This window comes from Streptosporangium sp. NPDC005286 (assembly GCF_040607515.1).
Lineage (GTDB): Bacteria > Actinomycetota > Actinomycetes > Streptosporangiales > Streptosporangiaceae > Streptosporangium.
Map to the genome: position 1 here is coordinate 1 of NZ_JBEXGU010000073.1, position 22782 is coordinate 22782.

The 22782-nt window shown below is 69.9% G+C and carries 18 protein-coding genes; 13 read left to right on the forward strand and 5 right to left on the reverse strand.

Translation table 11 applies throughout. The features are described from left to right. Nucleotides 1-98: 98 nt before the first annotated feature. Together ABZU75_RS24940 and cofD are read right to left on the reverse strand one after the other, a co-directional pair. Complete coding sequence (locus tag ABZU75_RS24940) at nt 99-1418, reverse strand: coenzyme F420-0:L-glutamate ligase (protein ID WP_355558662.1); 1320 nt, start codon at nt 1416-1418, stop codon at nt 99-101. Next, nucleotides 1415-2380 carry a 2-phospho-L-lactate transferase gene (gene cofD / locus ABZU75_RS24945; RefSeq protein ID WP_350920780.1) on the reverse strand — a complete coding sequence of 322 codons (966 nt, stop codon included), beginning with the start codon at nt 2378-2380 and terminating at the stop codon, nt 1415-1417. The genes ABZU75_RS24940 and cofD overlap by 4 nt, the downstream gene beginning before the upstream one ends. 237 nt (nt 2381-2617) lie before the next feature. On the opposite strand from cofD, the gene ABZU75_RS24950 reads away from it, so the two are divergent. The 4 genes from ABZU75_RS24950 (at nt 2618) to ABZU75_RS24965 (ending at nt 9933) form a co-directional block, all read left to right on the forward strand. Then, entirely contained in the window at nt 2618-4792 is a 2175-nt protein-coding gene (locus tag ABZU75_RS24950; RefSeq protein WP_355558665.1) for a hypothetical protein, read from the forward strand. A gap of 307 nt (nt 4793-5099) precedes the next feature. Then, a complete protein-coding gene (locus ABZU75_RS24955) occupies nt 5100-5360 on the forward strand; it encodes a WhiB family transcriptional regulator (protein WP_037969494.1) in 261 nt (86 codons plus the stop codon). A 275-nt stretch (nt 5361-5635) separates the two neighbouring features. Further along, nucleotides 5636-8521, forward strand: coding sequence for a glycosyltransferase family 2 protein (locus tag ABZU75_RS24960; protein ID WP_355558669.1), 2886 nt, complete (start codon nt 5636-5638; stop codon nt 8519-8521). Further along, entirely contained in the window at nt 8518-9933 is a 1416-nt protein-coding gene (locus ABZU75_RS24965) for a DUF5719 family protein (RefSeq protein WP_355558672.1), read from the forward strand. The genes ABZU75_RS24960 and ABZU75_RS24965 overlap by 4 nt, the downstream gene beginning before the upstream one ends. A gap of 17 nt (nt 9934-9950) precedes the next feature. Here ABZU75_RS24965 and ABZU75_RS24970 read toward each other — a convergent pair whose 3' ends face one another. After that, a complete protein-coding gene (locus ABZU75_RS24970; RefSeq protein ID WP_355558675.1) occupies nt 9951-10406 on the reverse strand; it encodes a metallopeptidase family protein in 456 nt (151 codons plus the stop codon). A 264-nt stretch (nt 10407-10670) separates the two neighbouring features. Between ABZU75_RS24970 and ABZU75_RS24975 the strand changes: the two genes are divergently transcribed. From ABZU75_RS24975 to ABZU75_RS24995, 5 genes are all read left to right on the forward strand, one after another. Continuing rightward, the gene (locus tag ABZU75_RS24975) at nt 10671-11039 is read left to right on the forward strand and encodes a DUF3499 domain-containing protein (RefSeq protein ID WP_030907363.1); all 369 of its coding nucleotides are present in this window, start codon (nt 10671-10673) and stop codon (nt 11037-11039) included. 356 nt (nt 11040-11395) lie between these two features. After that, the gene (locus ABZU75_RS24980; RefSeq protein WP_355558678.1) at nt 11396-12751 is read left to right on the forward strand and encodes a phosphomannomutase/phosphoglucomutase; all 1356 of its coding nucleotides are present in this window, start codon (nt 11396-11398) and stop codon (nt 12749-12751) included. A 4-nt stretch (nt 12752-12755) separates the two neighbouring features. Next, a complete protein-coding gene (locus ABZU75_RS24985; RefSeq protein WP_012888128.1) occupies nt 12756-12929 on the forward strand; it encodes a Trm112 family protein in 174 nt (57 codons plus the stop codon). Then, nucleotides 12926-14032 carry an SIS domain-containing protein gene (locus ABZU75_RS24990; RefSeq protein WP_355558681.1) on the forward strand — a complete coding sequence of 369 codons (1107 nt, stop codon included), beginning with the start codon at nt 12926-12928 and terminating at the stop codon, nt 14030-14032. The genes ABZU75_RS24985 and ABZU75_RS24990 overlap by 4 nt, the downstream gene beginning before the upstream one ends. A 49-nt stretch (nt 14033-14081) precedes the next feature. After that, nucleotides 14082-15011, forward strand: a complete 930-nt coding sequence (locus ABZU75_RS24995; protein ID WP_355558684.1) for a cation diffusion facilitator family transporter — start codon at nt 14082-14084, stop codon at nt 15009-15011. Here ABZU75_RS24995 and ABZU75_RS25000 read toward each other — a convergent pair. Further along, complete coding sequence (locus ABZU75_RS25000) at nt 15003-15359, reverse strand: MerR family transcriptional regulator (RefSeq protein WP_355558687.1); 357 nt, start codon at nt 15357-15359, stop codon at nt 15003-15005. The two genes, ABZU75_RS24995 and ABZU75_RS25000, sit on opposite strands and share 9 nt — an antisense overlap. A gap of 221 nt (nt 15360-15580) precedes the next feature. Between ABZU75_RS25000 and ahcY the strand changes: the two genes are divergently transcribed. Continuing rightward, nucleotides 15581-17008 carry an adenosylhomocysteinase gene (gene ahcY, locus ABZU75_RS25005; RefSeq protein ID WP_355558690.1) on the forward strand — a complete coding sequence of 476 codons (1428 nt, stop codon included), beginning with the start codon at nt 15581-15583 and terminating at the stop codon, nt 17006-17008. Between the two features lie 79 nt (nt 17009-17087). Then, nucleotides 17088-18329: an adenosylhomocysteinase gene (locus ABZU75_RS25010; protein WP_355558693.1), complete on the forward strand. Its 1242-nt coding sequence runs from the start codon at nt 17088-17090 to the stop codon at nt 18327-18329. A gap of 176 nt (nt 18330-18505) precedes the next feature. On the opposite strand, the gene ABZU75_RS25015 is transcribed toward ABZU75_RS25010, so the two are convergent. Then, complete coding sequence (locus ABZU75_RS25015; protein WP_355558695.1) at nt 18506-19141, reverse strand: DUF305 domain-containing protein; 636 nt, start codon at nt 19139-19141, stop codon at nt 18506-18508. Between the two features lie 420 nt (nt 19142-19561). Between ABZU75_RS25015 and ABZU75_RS25020 the strand changes: the two genes are divergently transcribed. Together ABZU75_RS25020 and ABZU75_RS25025 are read left to right on the forward strand one after the other, a co-directional pair. Next, nucleotides 19562-20977: a hypothetical protein gene (locus ABZU75_RS25020; RefSeq protein WP_355558698.1), complete on the forward strand. Its 1416-nt coding sequence runs from the start codon at nt 19562-19564 to the stop codon at nt 20975-20977. Between the two features lie 294 nt (nt 20978-21271). Next, nucleotides 21272-22597 carry a hypothetical protein gene (locus tag ABZU75_RS25025; RefSeq protein ID WP_355558742.1) on the forward strand — a complete coding sequence of 442 codons (1326 nt, stop codon included), beginning with the start codon at nt 21272-21274 and terminating at the stop codon, nt 22595-22597. Nucleotides 22598-22782 lie beyond the last annotated feature (185 nt).

Genomic DNA, 22782 nt, shown 5'->3' on the forward strand with positions numbered 1-22782 from the left:
GTGCTCGCGGCCACCGCGAGCACGATCAGGCACATATAAGGGCAGCGAGCGTTTCCCACGAGAAGAGCCGGTCGTGACCGCCCGATGTGCGGGTACGGCTAGCGGACGACGATGAAGTCCGATGCCCGGCGGGGGGCGCGGTCGCGGGGTGGGGCCGCGGGGTGGCCGATGGCGACGGCCCCCATCGGGTCCCAGTCGGCGGGCAGGTCGAGGACCTCGCGGACGACGTCGCGGCAGAACATGGTGGAGGAGACCCACGCGGAGCCCAGCCCCTCCACCGCGAGCTGGACGAGGAGGTTCTGCACCCCCGCGCCGGCCGCGACCACGAACATCTCCCGCTCGGCGGTGTTGCGCCGGTCGTCGCGGTAGGTGTGCGAGCCGTCCATGACCAGGCAGGGCACCGCCAGGTACGGGGCCGCGCGCAGCACGTCGCCCCGCCTGACCCGCCTGGCGATCGACTCCGCAGAGAAGCCGTCGCCGCGCAGGTCGGCGATCCAGGCCTCGCGCATGGCGTCGAGCAGCTTCTCCCGGGCCCCCGCCGACTCCAGCAGGACGAACCGCCACGGGGTCGTGTGGTGCGGGGCGGGCGCGGCGATCGCGGCGTCGACGGCCCTGCGGACCTTGGCGCCGTCCACGGGTTCCGCGGAGAACTCCCGGATGGTTCTGCGGGCGAAGACCACGTCGCGCGAGCCGTACCGGAACATGTCGTCGGCGGACGGGCGGACCAGCTCGCGGATGCCCGGCCCGTCGTCCTCGGTGGTGTACTCGGGCAGGCCCCTGATCACCGCCACCGGGGTCTGCGCGACCTTCCCCTTGACCAGGTCTCCGGCCGCGGCGAACTCGTCGGCGACGGCGGTCAGGGTGACCTCTAGCGCGTTGCCGTAGTCGTCGGACATGCCCCGGTAGTCGAGAGAGGGAGTCACCCCGGCGACGCCGACGGCCATGTCGGTCTGGCCGTTGCGCCACGGGCGGCCGAAGGTGTCGGAGATGATCACACCGACCGACACGCCGAGCAGTTCCGCGACGCGCGCCCTGATGGCCGAGGCGGAGGCGTCCGGGTCGACGGGCAGCAGGACCACCGTGTCCGGCCGGGTGTTGGAGGCGTCGACCCCGGCGGCGGCCATGACGAACCCGTGCCTCGTCTCGGCGATCACGGTCTCACCCCTGCGGGCGACCACCCGCCTCGTCTCCGCGCCGACCGCCTCGGCACGGGGCATACCGTGCAGGACCCGGCCTTCGGCCTTGCTTGAGATCTTGGAGGTGACCACGAGGATGTCGCCGTCACGCAGGTCGGGCAGAGCCGTGGCGATCAGCTCCCCGACGTCGTCGCCCTCGTGGACCTCGGGTATGCCGGGAACGGCGAAGATCTCCACCCTGACGTCGGCGGGATTCCGCTGCCCACGCCTGATCCGGCTCATCGCGAGCCCTCCTCGCGAGTGGCGGAGGACGCGAGCCGGGTGGCCATGTCCAGGGCCGCGCGGGCGATGGCGGCGGCGGCCTCGACGTCGTGCATGATCAGCGGGCGGGCCTCGACGTCGACGCCGGCGAGGGCCACTCCGGCGTCCTCCTCCGCGACCAGCCAGCCGTTCACCAGCGGCGACCCGTACAGCTCCAGGACCGCCTGCGCGGTGGTCTGCACGCCGATCGCGGTCAGGCAGGCGTCGGCCATGCCGCGGACCGGGGCGCCGCCGACGATGGGGGAGACGCCGATGACCGTCTTGCTCTCCAGGGCCTCTCGGATGCCCTTGATCTGCAGGATCGTGCCGATGCTGACGACCGGGTTGGACGGCGGGAGGATGACGACGTCGGCGGCGGCGATGGCCTCCAGCACGCCGGGGGCGGGGGAGGCCTGGTCGGCGCCGACCAGGATGATCTGCTCGGCGGGAACCGAGGCGCGCAGCCGCACCCACCACTCCTGGAAGTGGATGGCGCGGCGGCCCTGCTCGTCGGTGATGACCACGTGGGTCTCGGTCCGGTCGTCGCTCATCGGGATCAGGCGCACGCCCGGCTGCCAGCGCTGGCACAGTGCCTCGGTGACCGCCGACAGCGGGTATCCGGCGTCGAGCATCTGGGTGCGCACGATGTGGGTGGCGAAGTCGCGGTCGCCGAGGCCGAACCACTGCGGCTCGACGCCGTAGGCGGCCAGTTCCTCCTTGACGACGTGCGACTCCTGCCGTCGTCCCCAGCCCTGTTCCTCGTCGATGCCGCCGCCCAGGGTGTACATCACGGTATCGAGGTCGGGGCAGACCCGCAGGCCGTAGAGACTGATGTCGTCACCGGTGTTGCCGATGACGGTGATCTCGGAGTCGGGGGCGGCGGTGAGAAGACCCCGCAGGAAGCGGGCACCACCGATTCCGCCGGCGAGGGACACGATGCGCATGCCGTCCAGTGTTCCACTAGGTCGTTACGGATGTCGGCGGGGTGCCGGAGAGGGGGGACGCAGTCTTTTCATGATCGTTATGAGGGCTGTCCGTGCTGGCAGAATCGCCTAACCTGATGCCCGAATTATGGACATATAAGGTGCAATGGAGCACTTACGAGGTTGGTGGGCTTCCTGGGACTACCAACAGCAAAGTCAGCCATGTGCAAAACTGGCCCGGGTTTACCTAAAGACCCTATGGGGGTAGTTGTGATCAATGTCGAGGCGGGCCGGCTCCGGGAACCGGCGGCGTGGCTCATGGTAGCCGTCGCGTCCGCGAGCGTTCTCGTCGGCATCGAACGCCTGCTGTTCGGTGGATCGTCCTTCGCCGTGCGCGCGACGGGCTACCTGGGTCAGCTCACCTCGCCGACAACCGCCGCGCTGCTCGTCGGCGCCGTGCTGCTGGCCACCCACCTCGGTCCGGTGATCGAGCGGTTGAAGCCGATGGCCCTCGTGGCGGCCGGCGTGCTCGGGCTCTCCGTGCTCTTCGGCGCGGTCAGCCTGCTCACCGCGCTGTTCGGCGGTGCGACGGACCTCCAGGAGAAGATCGAAATCCTCCTCGTCCACCTGCCCGCCCTCGCGCTGACCGCGGTCGCACTGCTCTACGTGCTGCCGAAGGCGGTCCCCGCCGGTTCGCGCGCCGGGGCCCTCCGCGCCGAGGGCGGCTTCGGCCGCCCCGCCGAGCGCCCCCGGGAGCAGGGGTACGCCTACCCCCAGCAGCCCGTTCCCGCGCAGGGGCCGGTTCCCTTCCAGGACCACCCGCAGGGGCAGGGCGGGTACCCCCAGGGCCAGATGGCGCAGCAGGGTGTCCACCACCCGCAGGATCAGGCTCCGCTGGGCGGCCACGGTTACCCGCAGGAGGCGCCGCCCGCCCAGGTCCCGCAGCCCCCGCAGAACCTCCCCGCGCTTCCGCCCGCGCCCGCGCACGTCTCCGAGGGGTACGGGCAGCAGGCGGCCTCCTACGCGCCGTCCGCGCCGCAGGCGGGCGACGGGCACCCCCAGCCTCCCTACCCGTCGCTCGTCGAGAGCCAGCCGTACGCTCCCCCGTCCGGCGCCTACCCGCAGCCCCCCCAGCAGCCGGAGCCGCAGGGGCAGGGGTACGCGCAGTCCGTGCCGCAGCCGCCGCAGTCGCCACAGCCCGTCTCCCAGCCCGTCGCGCAGACCGGGGGCTACACCCCGAGCCCGTACGTCGCGGCCGACGTCCAGCCCCCGGCCCCGGCCAAGCCGTACGAGCCGCCGGCCGCCGCCTATGACCCGCCGGCCGCCGCCTATGACCCGCCGGCCGCCGCCTATGACCCGCCGGTCTACGCCGCTCCGGTGGATCAGCAGCCCCAGACGGAACCCCGGCTGCCGAGCTATCCGCAGTTCCCCGACTCCGCGGCGTACGGGCAGCCCGAGCCGCAGGGCTTCGGCCAGCAGCCGGACTCTCCGGCGTACGGTCAGGAGTCGCAGCCGGTGAGTTCCGGGCGGCACTCCAGCCCGAGGCTGCCGAGCTATCCGCAGTTCCCCGACTCCCCGGCGTACGGGCAGCCGGAACCGCAGGGCTTCGGCCAGCAGGCCGACTCCTCGGCGTACGGCCTCCGCTCGGAGCAGCGGCAGCCGGACTACGGGCAGACCGGTCCTCCCGGGTACGGGCAGCCCGAGCCGCAGGGCTTCGGCCAGCAGCCGGACTCTCCGGCGTACGGTCAGGAGTCGCAGCCCGCGGGCTCCGGCTGGCGCTCGGAGTCGCAGGCGCCGGGCTACCCGCAGTCCGAGCCGCAGGGCTTCGGGCAGCAGGACTCGCAGCCGTCCGGCTACGGTCACCAGCCCGAGCAGCAGGCCCCCGCGCCCTACCCGCCGGTCGACGGCCGCCAGGGCCAGGCGTTCGACGGCCAGGCGCAGTCCTTCCCGCAGCCTCCGGAGAACTACGGCCAGCCGTTCAGCGGTTACTCGGGCGCGGAGTTCGCCCGGCCGGCCGAGCCGGGCCCGCAGTATTCCGCGCCCGACCCGGTGGACCTCAGGTCACAGCAGATGGCCCAGGCGTACCAGCAGGCGGAGAGCTACCAGCAGCAGGCCCAGGGCACCGAGCCGCAGCTTCGCGTCCCCGAGTACGGCTCCTCCGGCTACGACGGCCCGTTCGGGCATCCGCAGCAGGCGTCCCAGGCCCCTCAGGTTCCGCAGAACCCCCCGGCCCCGCAGGCCCCGTACCAGCCTCAGGGCGGCGGTCACCAGTGGGACCCGCGCTCGGAGGCGACGCTCAGGTTCGACCCGAGCACCTACTCCGGAGACCCGCTGAGCGACCCCGCGCTCGCCGTCAGGACGTGGGACTCGCAGCCGATAGACCCCACCGCGATCTACAAGCCCGAACAACGCCCAGGTCAGGGCATGGATTAGGAAAGCCCGGCTAGAGAGAGGGTGGGCCCCGGTCAGGATCAGAACATGTCCTGGTACGGTTCCGACCGCCGAGAGCACTGAGCCCCTGGCGATCGCGGCGATCACCTGGTGCAATTGCCGTCGTGGCAGGCACACGACCCACAACCGGGGAGAGCAGGTCTTTCCCCGGATACCAGCATGCCGCTTGACGCCACACCGGGCACGCGCGTGTAATTACACACGTGTTGTTACGCCTTTCTCTGGGTGGGTAAGGGGGAGGCGTTCATAGGGGGGCTCCATTTGCGGGCGTGCGGCAGGGAGGTGTGCAGTGGCCGACCTGGTCATCGCACAGGAGAGCATCGCTGAAGAGCAGCTTGGCTGGCAGGAGCGCGCCTTGTGCGCGCAGACCGACCCGGAGGCGTTCTTCCCGGAGAAGGGAGGCTCCACCCGCGAGGCCAAGAAGGTTTGCCGCTCCTGCGAGGTGCGTGCCGAGTGTCTTGAGTACGCGCTGGAACACGACGAGCGGTTTGGAATCTGGGGTGGACTGTCGGAGCGGGAGCGACGGCGGATCAAGCGTGAGGCGGTCTGAGCCGTCCGGGAAGCGGACGGCTGGAAGGCTTGGGCACGCCGAGGTCCGGACGGTCTGGAAATCCAACCACTGAAGAAACGCCGAAGAAGTTCGAGTGGTCTGACAGGAAGCATGTGACGCCCCTCGGGGCGCTTGATGAATATGTCCATGGGGTCACGTGACCGTCGGTCACGTGACCCTTTTCTCATGCGCGCGCCCAGGTGTACGACATAGTCAGACATAGGGTGCCGTATCGTTGTCGCGCCGATCACCAACACCTCCTGAACACGGGACGTATGTCCATCACCGACTCCCAGCGCCCCCATCGCCCCCACCACACGGTCACCGCGATCGTCGTCTCCCACGACGGCTCCCGCTGGCTGGGGGAGACCCTGGAAGCCCTGCTCCGGCAGACCCGTCCCGTGGACCGGGTCGTCGGGGTCGACAACGGCAGCAGGGACGGCAGCGCCGCGCTGCTGACCGGAGCCCTCGGCTCCAGAGCTGTGCTCACCCTGCCGCGCTCGACCGGTTTCGGCGAGGCCGTCGCCGAGGTACTCGACAGGCTCGGCCCCGGCGGGGGGCAGGAGTGGATCTGGCTGCTGCACGACGACTGCGCGCCGGACGTCGATGCCCTGCGGATCCTGCTGGAGGCCGCCGAGGCGGATTCCAAGACGGCGGTGCTCGGCCCCAAGCTCCGGGACTGGCTGGACCGGCGGATCCTGCTGGAGGTCGGCGTCACCGTCGACCGCACCGGCCGCAGGAACACCGGGCTGGAGGCCCGTGAGTTCGACCAGGGGCAGTACGACGGGATCAGGGACGTGCTCTCGGTCTCGACCGCGGGCATGCTGATCCGCAGGGATGTCTGGGACGAGGTCGGCGGTCTCGATCCGGCCCTGCCGCTCTTCCGTGACGACCTCGACCTGTGCTGGCGGGTCAGGGCCGTCGGATACCGCGTGCAGAACGTCACCCGGGCGGTCGCCTGGCACGCCGAGGCCGCCGCCAGGCGGCGTCGCCGGATCACCGCCAGCGGTGACCACCCCCGCCGCCTGGACCGGCGTAACGCCCTCTTCGTCGTCATGGCGAATCTGCCGCTGAGACCGCTGCTGTGGGCGCTGGTACGCAACGCGTTCGGCTCCATCTTCCGTACGGTGCTGTTCCTGGTGGCCAAGCAGCCCGCCAACGCGCTGGACGAGTTCCTCGCGTTCGGCTCGGTGTTCGGCCATCCCATTCGGATGATCAAGGCTCGGCGGGTGCGGGCCAAGGGGCGTAGGCAGGGGTACGCGGCGATCAGCCGCTTGCTCACCCCACCCGGTGCAGGCTACCGGCGGCTCGTCGACCGGGCCCAGAACTACCTGGCCGGGGGCGGGTTCGTGGAATCCGAGGGGCGCCACCACGCGATGACCGCCTCGCCGCATCCGCAGCAGGAGGACGGCGAGGAACTGCTCACCGACGCCGGCGTGATGCAGCGTGTCTTCGGCAACCCGGGTGTCCTGCTCTTCCTGGCGCTCGCCCTGGTCACGCTGATCGCCGAGCGTGCCCTGACCGGCGGCGCCAGGCTGGGCGGCGGCGCGCTCGTCCCGGTGATCGGCGGGGCCTCCGACCTGTGGGATCTCTACCGTGAGAGCCACCACCAGACGGGCCTGGGCACCGACGCGTGGGCTCCGCCGTACGTGGCGGTGCTGGCCGTGCTCTCCACGGTGCTGTTCGGCAAGACGTGGCTCGCGGTCTCGCTGCTGCTGCTCGGCTGCGTGCCGCTGGCGGGGATCTCCGCGTACGCGGCCACCCGGTCGATGATCCCGGGCCGCTGGACCCGGGTCTGGCTGGCCTCCTCCTACGCCCTCCTGCCGGTGGCCACCGGCGCGGTCGCCGCGGGCCGGCTCGGCACCGCGGTGGTCTTCGTGCTGCTTCCCGTCTACGCGGCGCTCGCCACCACGGTGCTCGCCGGGGAGCGGCGCCGTGCCCGCCGCGCCGCCTGGGGCCTGGGGCTCCTGCTGGCCGTCGGCACCGCCTTCGCCCCGCTGGTCTACCCGCTGACCGCTATCCTCGGCGCGCTGGCGGCGCTGGCCTTCCCGCGCCGGGGCGTCGCCGTCTCGATGCTCGTGGCGTTCGCCGTGCCCGTGGTCCTGCTGTTCCCCTGGCTGGCCCAGCTGGTCGCGGATCCCAAGCGGCTGCTGCTGGAGGCCGGGCTGCACCAGCCCGCGCTGGTCGACCCCGGACTGCCCGCGCAGTCGTTGCTGCTGCTCAGCCCGGGCGGGCCCGGCATGCCGCCACTCTGGGTGACCGGTGGTCTCATCGCCGCCTGCCTGCTCGCGCTGCTGATGCGCCGCAACCGGATGGTCATCGCGGTCGGCTGGGGCGTCGCCCTCTTCGGTGTGCTGGTGGCCATCCTGGTCAGCAGGACCTCCGTCACCTCGATCAACGGCGATGTCGAGGCCCCCGCGTGGCCTGGTGTGCCGCTGGCCTTCGCGGCCACCGGCATGCTCGTGGTGGCCGCGCTCACCGCCGACCGGGTCGTGGAGTTCCGGGCGGCCGGCGGGCTGCGCAGGCTCGCCGCGTTCGGGGTCGTGCTGGTCGCGTTCTCCACGCCGCTGCTCGCCGCGGGCATGTGGATCGTCGAGGGCGTGAACGGCCCGATCCGCGGAACCGTACGCGACGTCATGCCCGCCCTCGCGGCGGTCAACTCCGCCGGTGGCGAGCGGACCCTGCTGCTGCGCACCTCGCCGAACGGTCTGCTCTTCACGGTGCTGCGCGGGCGTACCCCGGTGATCGGCGAGGCCGACATCCCCGTGCCCGAGGGTCCCAGGGAGCGGGTCCGCGTCGCCACGGCCGGGCTGGTGTCCGGCAGGGGCGGCGACGACGCCCGGGTGCTGGCGGCGCACGGTGTCCGGTTCGTCGTGGTGACCGCGCCCGTCGACGCGGCGATCAGCGCCGCCCTCGACTCGCAGCCCTCGCTGGCGAGGATGAGCCTGTCCCGCTCGGTCGGCGTGTGGCGGCTGACCCAGCCGATCGCCGTTCCCGTCACCCCGCCCGGCGACCCCTGGCACAGCCGCTGGCTGTGGATTCAGGCCGCGCTGGTGCTGGTCGTCCTGGTGCTGGCCGCGCCCGGCTCGCGTACCGAGTCCGACCAGCCCGCCGCCCCACAGGACCTGCCCGAGTCCCGTAGAGAGCTGGCCCCCCGGTGAAATCCCTGATCGAGAACCGGTTCAGTCTGCTGGTGCTGGTCTTGGTGGCCCTGCTCGCCCTGTACGGGGTGGCCTCCGCCACCCAGCCGCAGGCGGTCGCCACCCCCGCGCCACAGGTTCAGAAGGTTCCCGTCGCTTCGGTGACGACGGTCTGCCCATCGCCCGGCGACACCTCCGTCGCCGTGGTGGCGCCGCCGGGCAGCCGGGCGCAGGGGGTCGCGGCACTGGTCACCGGCGACAAGACCCTCGCCACCCTCGACACTCCCGGCCGTCTCTGGCATGAGAAGGTCCCCGCCTCGTCGCCGCCCCTTGTCATCACGGCCACCGGGAGCATGGCGGCGGGCCTGGAGGTGGCGCAGACCCGCAAGGAGAAGTCGGGCAGGCAGCGAGGGCTGGCCGGGGTGCGCTGCACCGAGCCGGTGGCGAGCACCTGGCTGGTCGGCCCGGGACCGGCCGCGGCCGAGGTCACGCTCTACCTGACCAACGCCGACCTCGCCCCGGCCATCGCGGAGATCATGGTCTATTCGGGCGAGGGTCCCGTGGTCGCCGACAGCGGTGGTGTGTTCACCCTGAAACCCGGCGAGAACCGTTCGATCAAGGTCGGGGATCTCGCGCCCACGGCGCTCGTCCTGGCGATCCAGGTGCGCACCAGCTCCGGGCGGGTCACCGCCGCGGCCAGAGCGATCATGAACGGCGGGCGCGGCGTCGACTGGTTGCCCGTCTCCGCGGCCCCCGCCACCCGCGTCGTCGTGCCGGGCATCCCCGGCGGCGGCGGGAAACGCGAGCTGCTCGTCGCCTCCGACGCCGAGGTCGACACGCTGGTCGAGGTCAGGGCGCTCACCCCCGACGGGACGTACGCGCTCAAGGGCCGCGAGCTCGTCGAGGTGCCCGCCGGTTCCGTCGCCACCCTCGACCTGTCCACCGGGATCGGCGGCCAGCCGTCCGCGCTGGTGCTCACCTCGGAGACCCCGATCGTCGCGGGACTCGTCGCCACCGGCACCGGGGCGAAGGTCGACGTGGCCTTCACCGCCGGGGCGGACCCCGTCGACCTGGGAGGCGTCGTCGCCGACAACCGTACGGGAGGCAAGGTGACCTCCCGGCTGCTGCTGACCGCGCCGGACACCGCGGGCAAGGTGAGCGTGCAGGTGGTTCCGCGCAAGGGCGATCCGGGTGAGCCGTTCCAGGTGGACATCTCCGCCTCGCGTACCAAGCAGGTCAAACTGCCCAAGGTGGACGGAGCCTTCGCGGTGGTCGTGCAGCCGATGCCCGGCTCGGGGCCGGTCTACGGCGGGCGCGTCATGGACGAGCGGCTCAAGGGCGGGTTGGCGCTGACCGTGCAGCCACTGGCCGCGGCCCGGATGTGGGCGCTGATCCCGCCGATCGCGGAGTCCGCCGCGACGGTCCTGCCCTGAGAGGCGGTTTGGACGGGTCAGTCGTGGTCGTCGAAGCCGGGGTCGATCGATTCTGGAGAGAGCCCGAGCAGGCCCGCGACCTGCTCGACCACCGCCTCGTGCACCATCGCGCCGAGGTGGTCACGATCGCGGGACCGGCTCTCCAGGGGGCGACGGTAAATGATCACAACGGCCGGGCGGTTCCCGTCGGCGGGCTTGGCCCGCCCGAACGGGATCGGGTCGCCGGTCAGCAGCCCGGGGCCGTCGCCCAGCTCGCTGATCGGCGGGACCTCCTCGACCGCGAACTCCACGGCCGCCAGCTGCTTGGCCCACCGGGGCTTGAGCCGGTCGACGGCGTCCAGGACGAGATCGTCGAACCGCTCACTGCGGGACTTGGCGATCGGCACGTGCGAGGGCGCGAGCGGACCGCGCAGGCCGCGGCCGTGCCTGTCGCGCCTGCGGGGAGAACGAGGTCTGCCGGGTGCCGGGCTCACGGCCCCAGCTTAGACGTGACCCGAGCGGGGGCGGGAGTGCCGGTGACGGAAGGTGTCGTATCGAGTGCGTGGGGCGGGAGTGCCGATGACGGAGGGCGGTGTGCCGAATGTGGGACCGGGGAGGCCGTGTGGCGGGAGCGCGGAGGAGGGGCGTAAGCCATACAGGCGGGTGGAAGCCGGGACACGTGTCCGAATTGTGGCGACACGCTCGTTAAGAGCGCTCAGATAGTGGCGCCCCGGACGCTTACCGGATACGGTCCCACCGTGAGCCCCGTCCGCCGCTGTTCCCGTACCGCGTGCAGTCAGCCTGCCGTTTTCACGCTCACGTACGTCTACGCCGATTCGACCGCTGTTCTCGGGCCCTTGGCGACGTACGCCGAGCCGCACTGTTACGACCTGTGTGCCGAGCACGCCGAGCGGCTCACCGCCCCCCGCGGTTGGGAGGTGGTCCGCCTGCCGACCGACGGCGCCACACCGAGTACGGACGACCTGGAGGCCCTCGCCAACGCGGTCCGCGAGGCCGCGAGACCTGCCCCCAGCGGCGGCACCGAGCCGGTCGGCCAGGGCGTCGAGGTCGGGCGCCGGGGTCATCTGCGGGTGCTCCGCTCCGCTCAGCCCCAGCGCGACCGCTGACCCTACTAGGCTGGGGAGCAAGAGCTGCTCGGATATGAGTGTGCGCCGTTATGCTCTGGCATGCTTGGGAGAGTGGTACGGCCGGTTGGCCGTGGCCTCGCCGTAGCCGGCGAGGGTTTTGGTCTCCTGAAGCGTTGAGCGTGCTCACGGTCAGGTCGCCCAGGGTTGCGGGGAGACTTTAAACGCTCGTGGAGCCGGTGTAAGACCGGGCCGCAAGGTCAGGCGGTCGGCGGTGAAGCGAGAACTCCCGCGAGGGAGAACGTTCGCGTCGTAAGGCGCGGACTGCCCGACAATGCGCTGACCAGCGCTAACTGGAAGGCAACGGCAGCGGACACGACGCAGAGGGCGGAGCTGGAGTGGGCGACCTTGTCAAGATCTTCAAAGCGTACGACGTTCGTGGCGTCGTGCCGGACGAACTCGACGAGGAGACCGCCGAGGCGGTCGGCGCGGCCTTCGTGGAAGTGACCGGGGCCGCGACCGCCGTGGTGGCACACGACATGCGCGAGTCGTCGGCGCCTCTGGCGGCGGCCTTCACCAGGGGGGCCACCTCGCGGGGGGCCGACGTGATCCACGCCGGGCTGGGCTCCACGGACCTGCTCTACTACGCGAGTGGCAGCCTCGGCCTGCCCGGGGTGATGTTCACGGCCAGCCACAACCCGGCCCGCTACAACGGCATGAAGATGTGCAGGGCCGGCGCCGTGCCGATCGGCGGAGAGACCGGGCTCATCGAGATCCGTGACCGGGCCGCCGCGATCCTGGCGTCGGGCGGCCTCGGCGGCCAGGGGGGCGGGACGGTCTCCGAGCGGGACCTGCTGCGTGGCTACGCCGACCACCTGCGCGGCCTGGTCGACCTTTCCGGCATCCGGCCGCTGCGGGTCGTGGTCGACGCGGGGAACGGGATGGGCGGGCACACGGTCCCGACGGTCTTCGAGGGGCTGCCCATCGAGCTGACCGCCCTCTACTTCGAGCTCGACGGCACCTTCCCCAACCACGAGGCCAACCCCATCGAGCCGGACAACCTGCGCGACCTGCAGAAGGCGGTGCTCGATGTGGGCGCCGACATCGGACTGGCCTTCGACGGTGACGCCGACCGTTGCTGGGTGGTCGACGAGCGTGGCGAATCGGTCTCGCCGTCCACGATCACCGCACTGGTCGCCGCCCGCGAGCTGGTCAAGCACCCCGGCGCCGTGATCATCCACAACCTGATCACCTCCAGGGGCGTTCCGGAGATCGTCACCGAACTCGGCGGCCGGCCGGTCCGCACCCGCGTGGGTCACTCGTTCATCAAGGCCGAGATGGCCGAGACCGGCGCGGTCTTCGGCGGCGAGCACTCCGCCCACTACTACTTCAGGGACTTCTGGTTCGCCGACTCCGGCATGCTGGCCGCGCTGCACGTGCTGGCCGCGCTGGGCGAGCAGGCGAAGCCACTCTCGGAGATCCTGGCCGAATACACCCGCTACGCGGCCTCAGAGGAGATCAACAGTACGGTCGCCGACCAGGCCGCGGCGACGGAGCGGGTTCGCGAGACGTTCGCCGCCCGCGACGGCGTCACCTTCGACGAGCTGGACGGCCTGACCGTCTCCGGCCCAGGATGGTGGTTCAACCTCCGTCCGTCCAACACAGAGCCGCTGCTCAGGCTGAACGCCGAGGCGGCAGACGAGATTCAGATGGCAGCGATCAGGGACGAGGTCCTTGCTGTCGTGAGGAGCTGAACGAGTGAAGATCGACGACTGGTTGCTGGAGATCCTGGCCTGCCCCAACTGCAAGTCCCCGCTGCGAGCCGAGCCCGAGGTGGACGAGCTGTCCTGCACCTCCGCCTCCTGTGGCCTGGTCTACCCGGTCCGGGACGACATCCCGGTCCTGCTGGTCGACGAGGCCCGGAAGTCGTGAACTGGGAGCCCGATCGGCTCGACGACGGGAAACAGCTGGCCGACGGTGACCCGTCGGGCATGCTGCGGGCGGTGGCCGACTCGGCCGCGCAGGTCCGCACCTCCCACCGGGTCGCCATGGAGTCGGGTCTGTCCTCACTCGCCGAGGACGGCCGGCCCCGGGCGATCGTGGTCGCCGGTGTGGGCGGTTCCGGCATCGCCGGTGACGTCCTCAACGTGGTGTGCGGCCACGGTGCCCCGCTGCCGATCGTGACGGTCAGGTCCTACCGGCTGCCCGGCTGGATCGGCGCGACCGATCTGGTGATCGCGGTGTCGCGCTCCGGCAGAGCCGAGGAGACGCTCACGGTGGCCGCCGAGGCGGTCCGCCGCGGTTGCCGCCTGCTCGCCGTCGGCGCCCCCGAGTCGCCGCTCCACGCGATCGCCAGGCAGGCGGGAGCGCCGTTCGTGCCCGTCACGGACGGCGGCCGGCCGCGTGCCTCGCTGTGGGCGCTGTCGGTCCCGCTGGTCGCCGCCGCCGCCCGGCTCGGCCTGGTCGAGGCGGGCGAGCAGGTGTTCGAGGGGGTGGCCAAGCGCCTTGAGGACCTCGCGCACCGCTGCCGCCCGACGAGCGAATCGTTCATCAATCCCGGCAAGTCGCTCGCCATGGAGATCGCCGAGACCGTGCCGATGATCTGGGGGTCCTCCCCGGTGGCGGCCGTCGCGGCCCGTTGGTGGGCCTACCAGCTCAACATGAACGGTAAATATCCGGCGATGTGGGGAGAGCTCCCCGAGGTCGACCACAACCAGGTGGCCGCCCTCGACGGCCCGCTCGCCCACCGCGACATCTTCGCCGACGAGAGCGGCAGGTCGCTCCGGCTGTTCGTGCTGCGCGACGTGGAGGAGCACTCCCGGGTCGTACGGCACCGGGAGGCGTCGGTGCGTCTGGCGGAGGATCGCGGCGTTCCGGTCACGCAGATCGCCGCCGAGGGGGAGCACCCGCTGGAGCGGCTCGCCGCGCTGATCGCACTCGGAGACTTCGCGAGTACGTACCTCGCTCTCGGGTACGGGATCGACCCGACCACTGTGTCGGCGATCACAGAAGTCAGGGCGAGGATTTCACAATAGGATCCTGTCTCATCTCTTTACCAGAACAATGAGCTGAGCGGAGGCTGCCGTGAGCGCGGGCGGCGGTACCAAGGCAATCATCGCGGCGTTGGCCGCCAATCTGTCGATCGCGGTATTCAAATTCGTGGCGGCCTTCTTCACGGGGTCGTCATCCATGCTGGCCGAGGGGGTCCACTCGGTGGCCGACTCGGGCAATCAGGCGCTGCTGCTCCTCGGCGGCAAGCGCGCGCAGCGCGCGCGCACGCCCCAGCATCCCTTCGGATACGGCAGGGAGCGCTACTTCTACGCCTTCGTGGTGGCGGTCGTGCTGTTCACCATCGGCGCGGTGTTCTCGCTCTACGAGGGCTGGCACAAGATCTCCGCTCCGGAGGAGCTCAACTCCCCGATATGGGCCTTCGGCGTGCTGACCTTCGCGATCATCGCCGAGGCGTTCTCGTTCAGGACGGCGATCGTCGAGTCCAACGCGGTCCGGGGAGACCAGTCGTGGGTGCAGTTCATCCGCCGCTCCAAGTCGCCCGAGCTGCCGGTCATCGTGCTTGAGGACCTGGGCGCGCTGTGCGGCCTGATCTTCGCGCTCTTCGGCGTGACGATGGCCGTGGTGACCGGCAACCCCGTCTGGGACGGCATCGGCACCCTGATGATCGGTGTCCTGCTGGCCATCATCGCGGTCATCCTGGCGGTCGAGACCAAGTCGCTGCTGATCGGCGAGGGGGCGGGCCCCGAGGTCGAGACACGCATCGCGCAGGCCCTGGAGAGCACGCCCGAGGTGACCCGGGTCATCCACATGCGCACGCTCCACCTGGGCCCGGAGGAGATCCTGGTCGCCGCCAAGATCGCGGTGGAGCACGACGACACGGCCGCGGAGGTGGCCCGGGGCATCGACGAGGCCGAGCAGCGCGTCCGCACCGCCGTCCCCGAGGCCCGCGTCATCTACCTGGAGCCCGACCTGGACAGATCCAGGGTCAACGGCTCAGTCTGAATCCGGACGAGACGGCTGGGGGCGCTGGAGCAGCCGCAGCGCCTTCTCCTTCTCGAAGTCCAGGGCCCTGCGGGGTGCCTGGAGACGGCCGATCCGCAGGCCCAGGTCCCGTACGGCCTGGGCGACCGCGGGCTCGCTCAGCGTTCGCAGCGCGAAGGCCAGCTCGGCGGGGGATATGTCGAACCGTTTCTCCAGCTCGACGCTCTGGGCGACGGCGGAGAGCTCCTCGGGGCCGAACCGCCGGTGCGCGCCCTGGTTCCTGATCTCCGGGAGCAGGCCGAGTGCCTCGCGGTAGCGGAGCATCCGGGGGGACATACCGAGCCTCCTGGCGGCCTCGGTGATCCGCATCGCCGCCCCCTCTCCGCAGGTTTTCGGGAAAGCTTACATTCTTGTGTCAGGTTACCCGCTCAGAAGGTGCGCGAAGGCTCCCCGGCCGCCTAAACTCGCAACCGTCGACTTTTCCGGTGGAGTGGTGAGCCCGGCCCGAGAGCGAAGCGTGATCGCGAGACGAGCGCGATCGGCGAGGGTGTGAGGCAGACGCCGCCCATCAACCAGAGGGGTAACCACACATGGACTTCAAGGTCGCCGACCTTTCCCTTGCGGCCTTCGGGCGCAGGGAGATCCAGCTCGCCGAGCACGAGATGCCGGGTCTGATGGCCGTCCGCGAGGAGTACGCCAAGGCCCAGCCGCTGGCCGGGGCGAAGATCATGGGCTCGCTGCACATGACCATCCAGACCGCCGTGCTCATCGAGACCCTGGTCGCGCTCGGTGCGGAGGTTCGCTGGGTGAGCTGCAACATCTTCTCCACCCAGGACCACGCCGCCGCCGCCGTGGTCGTCGGCCCCGAGGGCACCCCCGAGGACCCCAAGGGCGTCCCGGTCTTCGCCTGGAAGGGCGAGACGCTGGAGGAGTACTGGTGGTGCACCGAGCAGGCCCTGGCGTGGCCCGGCGGTGACGGCCCCAACATGATCCTCGACGACGGCGGCGACGCCACCCTGCTCGTCCACAAGGGCGCCGAGTACGAGAAGGCCGGCGCCGTGCCCAGCACGGGAGAGGACGACCCGGAGGAGTGGGGCATCATCCTCGACCTGCTCCGCCGCACGGTCACCGACGAGGGCCGCTGGACCCAGGTCGCCTCGCGCATCAAGGGCGTCACCGAGGAGACCACCACCGGTGTGCACCGCCTGTACGAGATGTTCAAGGCCGGTACGCTGCTCTTCCCGGCGATCAACGTCAACGACTCGGTGACCAAGTCCAAGTTCGACAACAAGTACGGCTGCCGTCACTCGGTGCTCGACGGCCTCAACCGCGCCACCGACGTGCTGATCGGCGGCAAGGTGGCGGTCATCGCCGGCTACGGCGACGTCGGCAAGGGTTGCGCCGAGGCGCTCAAGGGCCAGGGGGCCCGGGTCATCATCACCGAGATCGACCCGATCTGCGCGCTTCAGGCCGCCATGGATGGCTTCCAGGTCACCACGCTGGACGAGGTCGTCGGCATCGCCGACATCTTCGTCACCACGACCGGCAACTTCAACATCATCACGGCCGACCACATGGCCCAGATGAAGCACAACGCGATCGTGTCCAACATCGGTCACTTCGACAACGAGATCGACATGGCCGGTTTGGCCAGGATTCCCGGTATCGAGAAGACCGAGGTCAAGCCGCAGGTCCACACCTGGCGCTTCCCCGACGGCAAGCAGATCATCGTGCTCGCCGAGGGCCGCCTGATGAACCTGGGCTGCGCCACCGGTCACCCCTCGTTCGTCATGTCCAACTCCTTCACCAACCAGGTGATCGCGCAGATCGAGCTGTTCACCAAGACCGACGACTACCCGATCGGCGTCTACGTGCTGCCCAAGCACCTGGACGAGAAGGTCGCCCGCCTCCACCTCGACGCCCTGGGAGTGAAGCTCACCAAGCTCACCAAGGCCCAGGCCGAGTACATCGGCGTGGACGTCGAGGGTCCCTACAAGCCCGAGCACTACCGTTACTGACACCTGCGGTTGAGTCTCATCGGCCCCCGCGGTTTCGCGGGGGCCTTCGGGCAATCTGGCGGGCGATCTGGGGAGAGACGTGGACAGCGCTCTGGTGGCCGCGGGTGAGCGGAGGATCGGGTGGGCGGCGCGGGCGATGCCGGTGCTCACCGCCCTCGGTGAGCGGTTCGCCGCCGAGCGGCCGCTGGAGGGGCTGCGGATCGCCGCGTGCCTGCACGTCACCGCCGAGACCGCCGTGCTCATGGGCACGCTCAGGGCGGGCGGGGCTGAGATCGCCCTGGCCGCGTCGAACCCCCTGTCCACCCAGGACGACGTCGCCGAGGCGCTCCGTGACTACGGCGTCGTCGTGCACGCGCGGGCGGGGGTCACCAGGGACGTCTACTACCAGCACATCCACCAGGCGCTCGACATCGTCCCCGACATCGTCCTGGACGACGGCTGCGACCTGGTCAACATCCTGCACACCGAGCGGACCGAGCTGCTGCGGACGGTGTCCGGGGGGTGCGAGGAGACCACCACCGGCATCATCCGGCTCCGCCAGATGGCCGCGGAGGGGGCCCTGAGGTTCCCCGTGGTGGCGGTCAACGACACGCGGACGAAGCGGATGTTCGACAACCGGTACGGCACCGGCCAGTCGACCATGGACGGCATCATGCGCGCCACGAACACGCTGCTCGCGGGTAAGACCGTGGTGGTCGCCGGTTTCGGCTACTGCGGCCGGGGCGTCGCCGAGCGGGCCAGGGGCCTGGGCGCGCGGGTGGTGGTGACCGAGATCGACCCGGTCAAGGCGCTGGACGCCCTGCTGCAGGGCTACGACGTACGGTCGATGGCGGCGGCCGCCCGCGCCGGGGACGTGTTCGTCACGGTCACCGGCAACCGCGACGTGATCAGGGGCGAGCACCTGGCGGAGATGAAGGACGGCGCGATCCTCGCCAATGCCGGACACTTCGACGTCGAGATCGACGTCCGCGCCCTGGACGGCCTGGCACAGGAGATCCACCGGGGGGTACGCCCCAACACCGACGAGTACGTTCTCGCGGACGGTCGCAGGATCCTGCTGCTCGCCGAGGGCCGCCTGGTGAACCTGACGGCCGCCGAGGGGCATCCCGCCGCGGTCATGGACATGTCCTTCTCCGCGCAGGCGCTCTCGGTGGCCTGGCTGGCCCGTGAGCGGGTGCGGCTGGAGCCGGGGGTCTACGACGTGCCGGGGGAGGTCGACGTGGAGGTGGCGCGGCTCAAGCTGGCCGCGGCCGGGATCGAGACGGACGAGCTCACCCCCGAGCAGGAGGAGTATCTCCACTCGTGGCGGCTCGGCTCGTAGTCACGCCCGCACCTCGGCCCGCGATCCACGCATCACCCTGAACGGGCGAGCGGGCCGCGCAGGGGAATCCCCCCGTCGGCGACTCCGCTCACCCTGGGCGTCCCGCGTCGGATGAACGACATCGGACACCGACCGATGGCGGTCGGCCAACGGAGTCGTTCGTGAAGGGGAGCGGTTCAGAGTTCGGCCTGCATCTCCCGCATCCTGCGGATCTCGGCACTCTGGGTGACCGAGACGTCGTTGGCCAGCTCCTCGATCCGCACGTGTGAGCCGGAGGTCAGGACCTGCTCGGACATCGTGATGGCGCCCTGGTGGTGCGCGGTCATGAGCTGGAGGAAGAGCCGGTCGAAATCCTTGCCCGAGGCGGCCTTGAGCGCCTCCATCTGCTCCGGCGTGGCCATGCCGGGCATGTCGCCGTGCCCGGCATGGTGTTCGGGAACCCGCTGACCCTGCTGCTGGAGCCAGGTGGTCATGAACTGGATCTCCGGCCCCTGCGCGTCCTTGATCCGGGAGGCCAGGCCCTTCAGCTTGGTGTGCTCGGACCGGGTCGGGGCCAGGGCGGACATGTCGAGGGCCTGACGGTGGTGAACGATCATGTCCTGGACGTACTTCACGTCGGCCGCGTTGGCGGTGGGCAGGGGCACGAGCGTGGCGGCCTCGCTCGGGTCGACGGTCCTGGCGACCTCACCCGGCCTGCCCGGGGCGATCACCGGCGCCGAGGCCTGGGCCTGGGGGGCCGCGGACGGTTCCGGCTCCGAGGTGCACGCGCTGAGAGACAGTGCGGCGATCACGGCGATGAGCGCGACGCGCACCCGGCCTCCTTGGTGAATGTCCATTGACGTCCTTCCACGGCCGGAAAGCCGGGGATCTCAGCTTCCGGCCTGCCGGTTGGATCTGTCGATCCGCAGGCCGGGAACGCCCGAAGCCCGCACGCGAACACGGCACACCCTGTCCCGTCTGGAACGCCATGTCCAACGTGGCTGCCACGGAACGCCCCAACCCTAACCGGTCGGGCCGATATGACGAGAGGGGGCCCCGCACCGAAGATGCGGGGTATTTCGGGCTGTATGTCCAATGCCGCAAGACCGTAACCCCTCCCGGGGCGGTCCGTAAAGGCCGCATGTCGAAAACAGTTGCTGACACTGTGACGGCTTGCCTGACCGACCGTGCAGGATGAACGATTTAGACATTTATGCACGCTTTATCAGTGCATGTAGCTAGGAGGTTCACGAGTGTCCACCCCCTCTGGGAAGGGCCTGACCGGCCGTTTCCTGTTCGTGGCCGGGGTCGCCGTCGCCACGGTGCTGGCCGCGGTACCCGCGCAGGCCGCCGACATCCCGGCGCCCGGCGAGATCGCCAAGAGCGCGAACATCGAGCACGTCACCAACGTGCCCAAGCCCGCCAACCTGACGGACATCAACACCGACATGGCGTTCCAGGGCGACTACGCCTTCGTCGGTAACTACAGCGGCTTCTCGATCTACGACATCAAGAAGCCGAACAAGACCTCGCTGGTCAGCTCGGTGGTCTGCCCCGGCGGCCAGATGGACATGGCCATCGAGGGCGACCTGCTCTTCGCCGCGGTCGACTCCTCGCGCAACAACGACTCCTGCAACAGCGTCGGCCAGAGCGCCGCGATCAAGGAGTCGTGGGAGGGCGTCCGGATCTTCGACGTCAGCGACAAGAAGAACCCCAAGTACGTCAAGTCGGTCGAGACCAACTGTGGCTCGCACACCCTGACCCTCGTCCCCGGCAAGGGCAGGGACAAGAAGAACGTCTACGTCTACGTCTCCTCCTACAGCCCGAGCGCGTCGTTCCCGGACTGCCAGCCGCCGCACGACAAGATCTCGATCATCAAGGTGCCGCTGAAGAACCCGACGGCCGCCGAGGTCGTCGCCACGCCGGTTCTGTTCCCGGACGGTGGTAACCCCGGCGAGAGCCTGCCGTACCCCTACCGCACCTCGGCGACGAGTGGCTGCCACGACATCACCGCCTACCCGGAGAAGGACATCGCGGCCGGCGCCTGCATGGGCGAGGGCATCCTGATGGACATCTCCAACCCGGTCGACCCGAAGGTCACCGCCACGGTCCGGGACGACGAGAACTTCGCGTTCTGGCACTCGGCGACCTTCAACAACGAGGGCACCAAGGTCGTCTTCACCGACGAGCTCGGCGGCGGCAGCGCGGCCACCTGCAACGAGGCGATCGGCCCGAACCGCGGCGCCAACGCCTACTACGACATCGAGGGCGGCCAGTTCGCCTTCAAGAGTTACTTCAAGATTTCCCGCCACCAGGACGACACCGAGAACTGTGTCGCGCACAACGGCTCGCTGATCCCGGTCAAGGGCAAGGACATCATGGTCCAGGCCTGGTACCAGGGTGGCATCTCGGTCGTGGACTTCACCGACTCGGCCAACGCCAAGGAGATCGCCTTCTTCGAGCGCGGCCCCGACAGCGCCCACAGGCTCAGCGGTGGCTTCTGGTCCGCGTACTACTACAACGGCCACATCTACGGCAGCGACTTCAACCTTGGTCTTGACGTTCTGAAGATCAATGACAAGCTCACGGACAAGGCCGACAAGGTCAAGTTCAAGGACCTGAACCCGCAGACCCAGGGTTCCTACCAGCCCGACAACAAGGGTCACTGACCTCTGATGTGATGGCCACCGGGCACCCGACGGGCGCCCGGTGGCCATCACCCGTGACGGGGCGGAGCGCCGGGGCGAATCGAGAAAAGGAGGTAGAGGGTAAACTTTTTCAGGGCCTCAGTAAAGAGGTTGAATCATATTTTATTGTGACAAAGTCATGCCTTGTCGACCCGGGTGTCAGTACGGACAATTTGCTAATTTATGCATGCCTTATGTCCGTTCCAAGGAGGCACCCGAGTGTTCGCTCCACGAAGGACCGTCAGGGCGTTGGTCGTGGCGGCGACGGCCGTCGCGATGCTGGTGACCACGGTCTCCGCGCAGGCCGCCGACATTCCCCCGCCCGGCGAGGTCGTCACCAGTCCCAACGTGACGCACGTGGCCACCCTGCCCAAGCTTCCCGGCCTTGAGACCACCGTCAACAGCGACATCGCCTTCCAGGGCGACTACGCCTACGTCGGCAACTACGGCGGTTTCTCGATCTACGACATCAGGAACCCGAAGCGGGCCAAGCTGGTCAGCGGCGTGCTGTGCCCCGGTTCCCAGATGGACGTCTCCGTCTACGGCGACCTGTTGTTCGGCGCGGTCGACAACTCCCGCAGCGACGACTCCTGTAACAGCGTCGGTCAGGGCGCCGACATCAAGGAGTCGTGGGAAGGGGTTCGAATCTTCGACATCAGCGACAAGAAGAACCCCAAGTACATCAAGGCGGTGGAAACCGCCTGTGGCTCGCACACCCTGACGCTGGTTCCCGGCAAGGGCAGGGACAAGAAGAACGTCTACCTGTACGTCTCCTCCTACGCCCCGAGCGACTCGTTCCCCGACTGCCTGCCGCCGCACGACAAGATCTCGATCATCAAGGTGCCGCTGCGCAAGCCGACCGACGCGGCCGTGGTCAACACGCCGGTCGTCTTCCCCGACGGCGGCAACGAGACGCAGCCCGGCCTGCTGCGCCCGACCAGTGGCTGCCACGACATCACCGTCTACGCGGAGAAGGACATCGCGGCCGGAGCCTGCATGGGGGACGGCGTCCTGTTCGACATCTCCAACCGGGAGAACCCGGTGGTCACCGCGCGGACCACCGACCCGAACTTCGCGTTCTGGCACTCGGCGACGTTCAACAACAGGGGCACCAAGGTCATCTTCACCGACGAGCTCGGCGGCGGTGGCGCGGCCACCTGCAACGAGGCGGTCGGCCCGAACCGCGGCGCCGACGCCATCTACGACATCGTCCGCGGCAAGCTGGTCTTCAGGAGCTACTTCAAGATCGGCCGCTACCAGGCCGACACCGAGAACTGTGTCGCGCACAACGGCTCGCTGATCCCGGTCAAGGGCAGGGACATCCTGGTCCAGGCCTGGTACCAGGGCGGCGTCTCCTTCGTGGACTTCACCGACTCGGCCCGCCCGCAGGAGTTCGGCTTCTTCGAGCGCGGCCCCGAGCCAAACGGCGGGGGCGGCGGCATCTGGTCGGCGTACTACTACAACGGCTATGTCTACGCCAGCGACTTCTACCGGGGCCTGGAGGTCATCAAGATCGACGACCGCCGTACCGACCCGGCCAGGAACGTGCGCCTGGACCGGCTGAACGTGCAGACCCAGGCCTCCTACCAGGGCGGTCACTGAGCGCCCTGAAATGAGAGCGGTGCCGGGTCCGCAGGTCCGGTGAGAGGAGGGATGGCGGGTCTCCCGCCATCCCTCTTCGCCTGCCGGGCACCCGTGGCGCCGTGTTCTCGCGATTCGCCCGCAGACGGCTCGTTGGGGAAGGCGCGGCGAAGGCGATGTCTCGCCGCCCGTACGGCGTGCCTGTC

Coding starts and splice junctions, on each gene's coding strand:
- ABZU75_RS24940 (WP_355558662.1), bottom strand. CDS start 1,418: ATGAGCCGGATCAGGCGTGGGCAGCGGAATCCCGCCGACGTCAGGGTG.
- cofD (WP_350920780.1), bottom strand. CDS start 2,380: ATGCGCATCGTGTCCCTCGCCGGCGGAATCGGTGGTGCCCGCTTCCTG.
- ABZU75_RS24950 (WP_355558665.1), top strand. CDS start 2,618: ATGGGGGTAGTTGTGATCAATGTCGAGGCGGGCCGGCTCCGGGAACCG.
- ABZU75_RS24960 (WP_355558669.1), top strand. CDS start 5,636: ATGTCCATCACCGACTCCCAGCGCCCCCATCGCCCCCACCACACGGTC.
- ABZU75_RS25000 (WP_355558687.1), bottom strand. CDS start 15,359: ATGCGGATCACCGAGGCCGCCAGGAGGCTCGGTATGTCCCCCCGGATG.
- ahcY (WP_355558690.1), top strand. CDS start 15,581: ATGGACTTCAAGGTCGCCGACCTTTCCCTTGCGGCCTTCGGGCGCAGG.
- ABZU75_RS25025 (WP_355558742.1), top strand. CDS start 21,272: ATGCTGGTGACCACGGTCTCCGCGCAGGCCGCCGACATTCCCCCGCCC.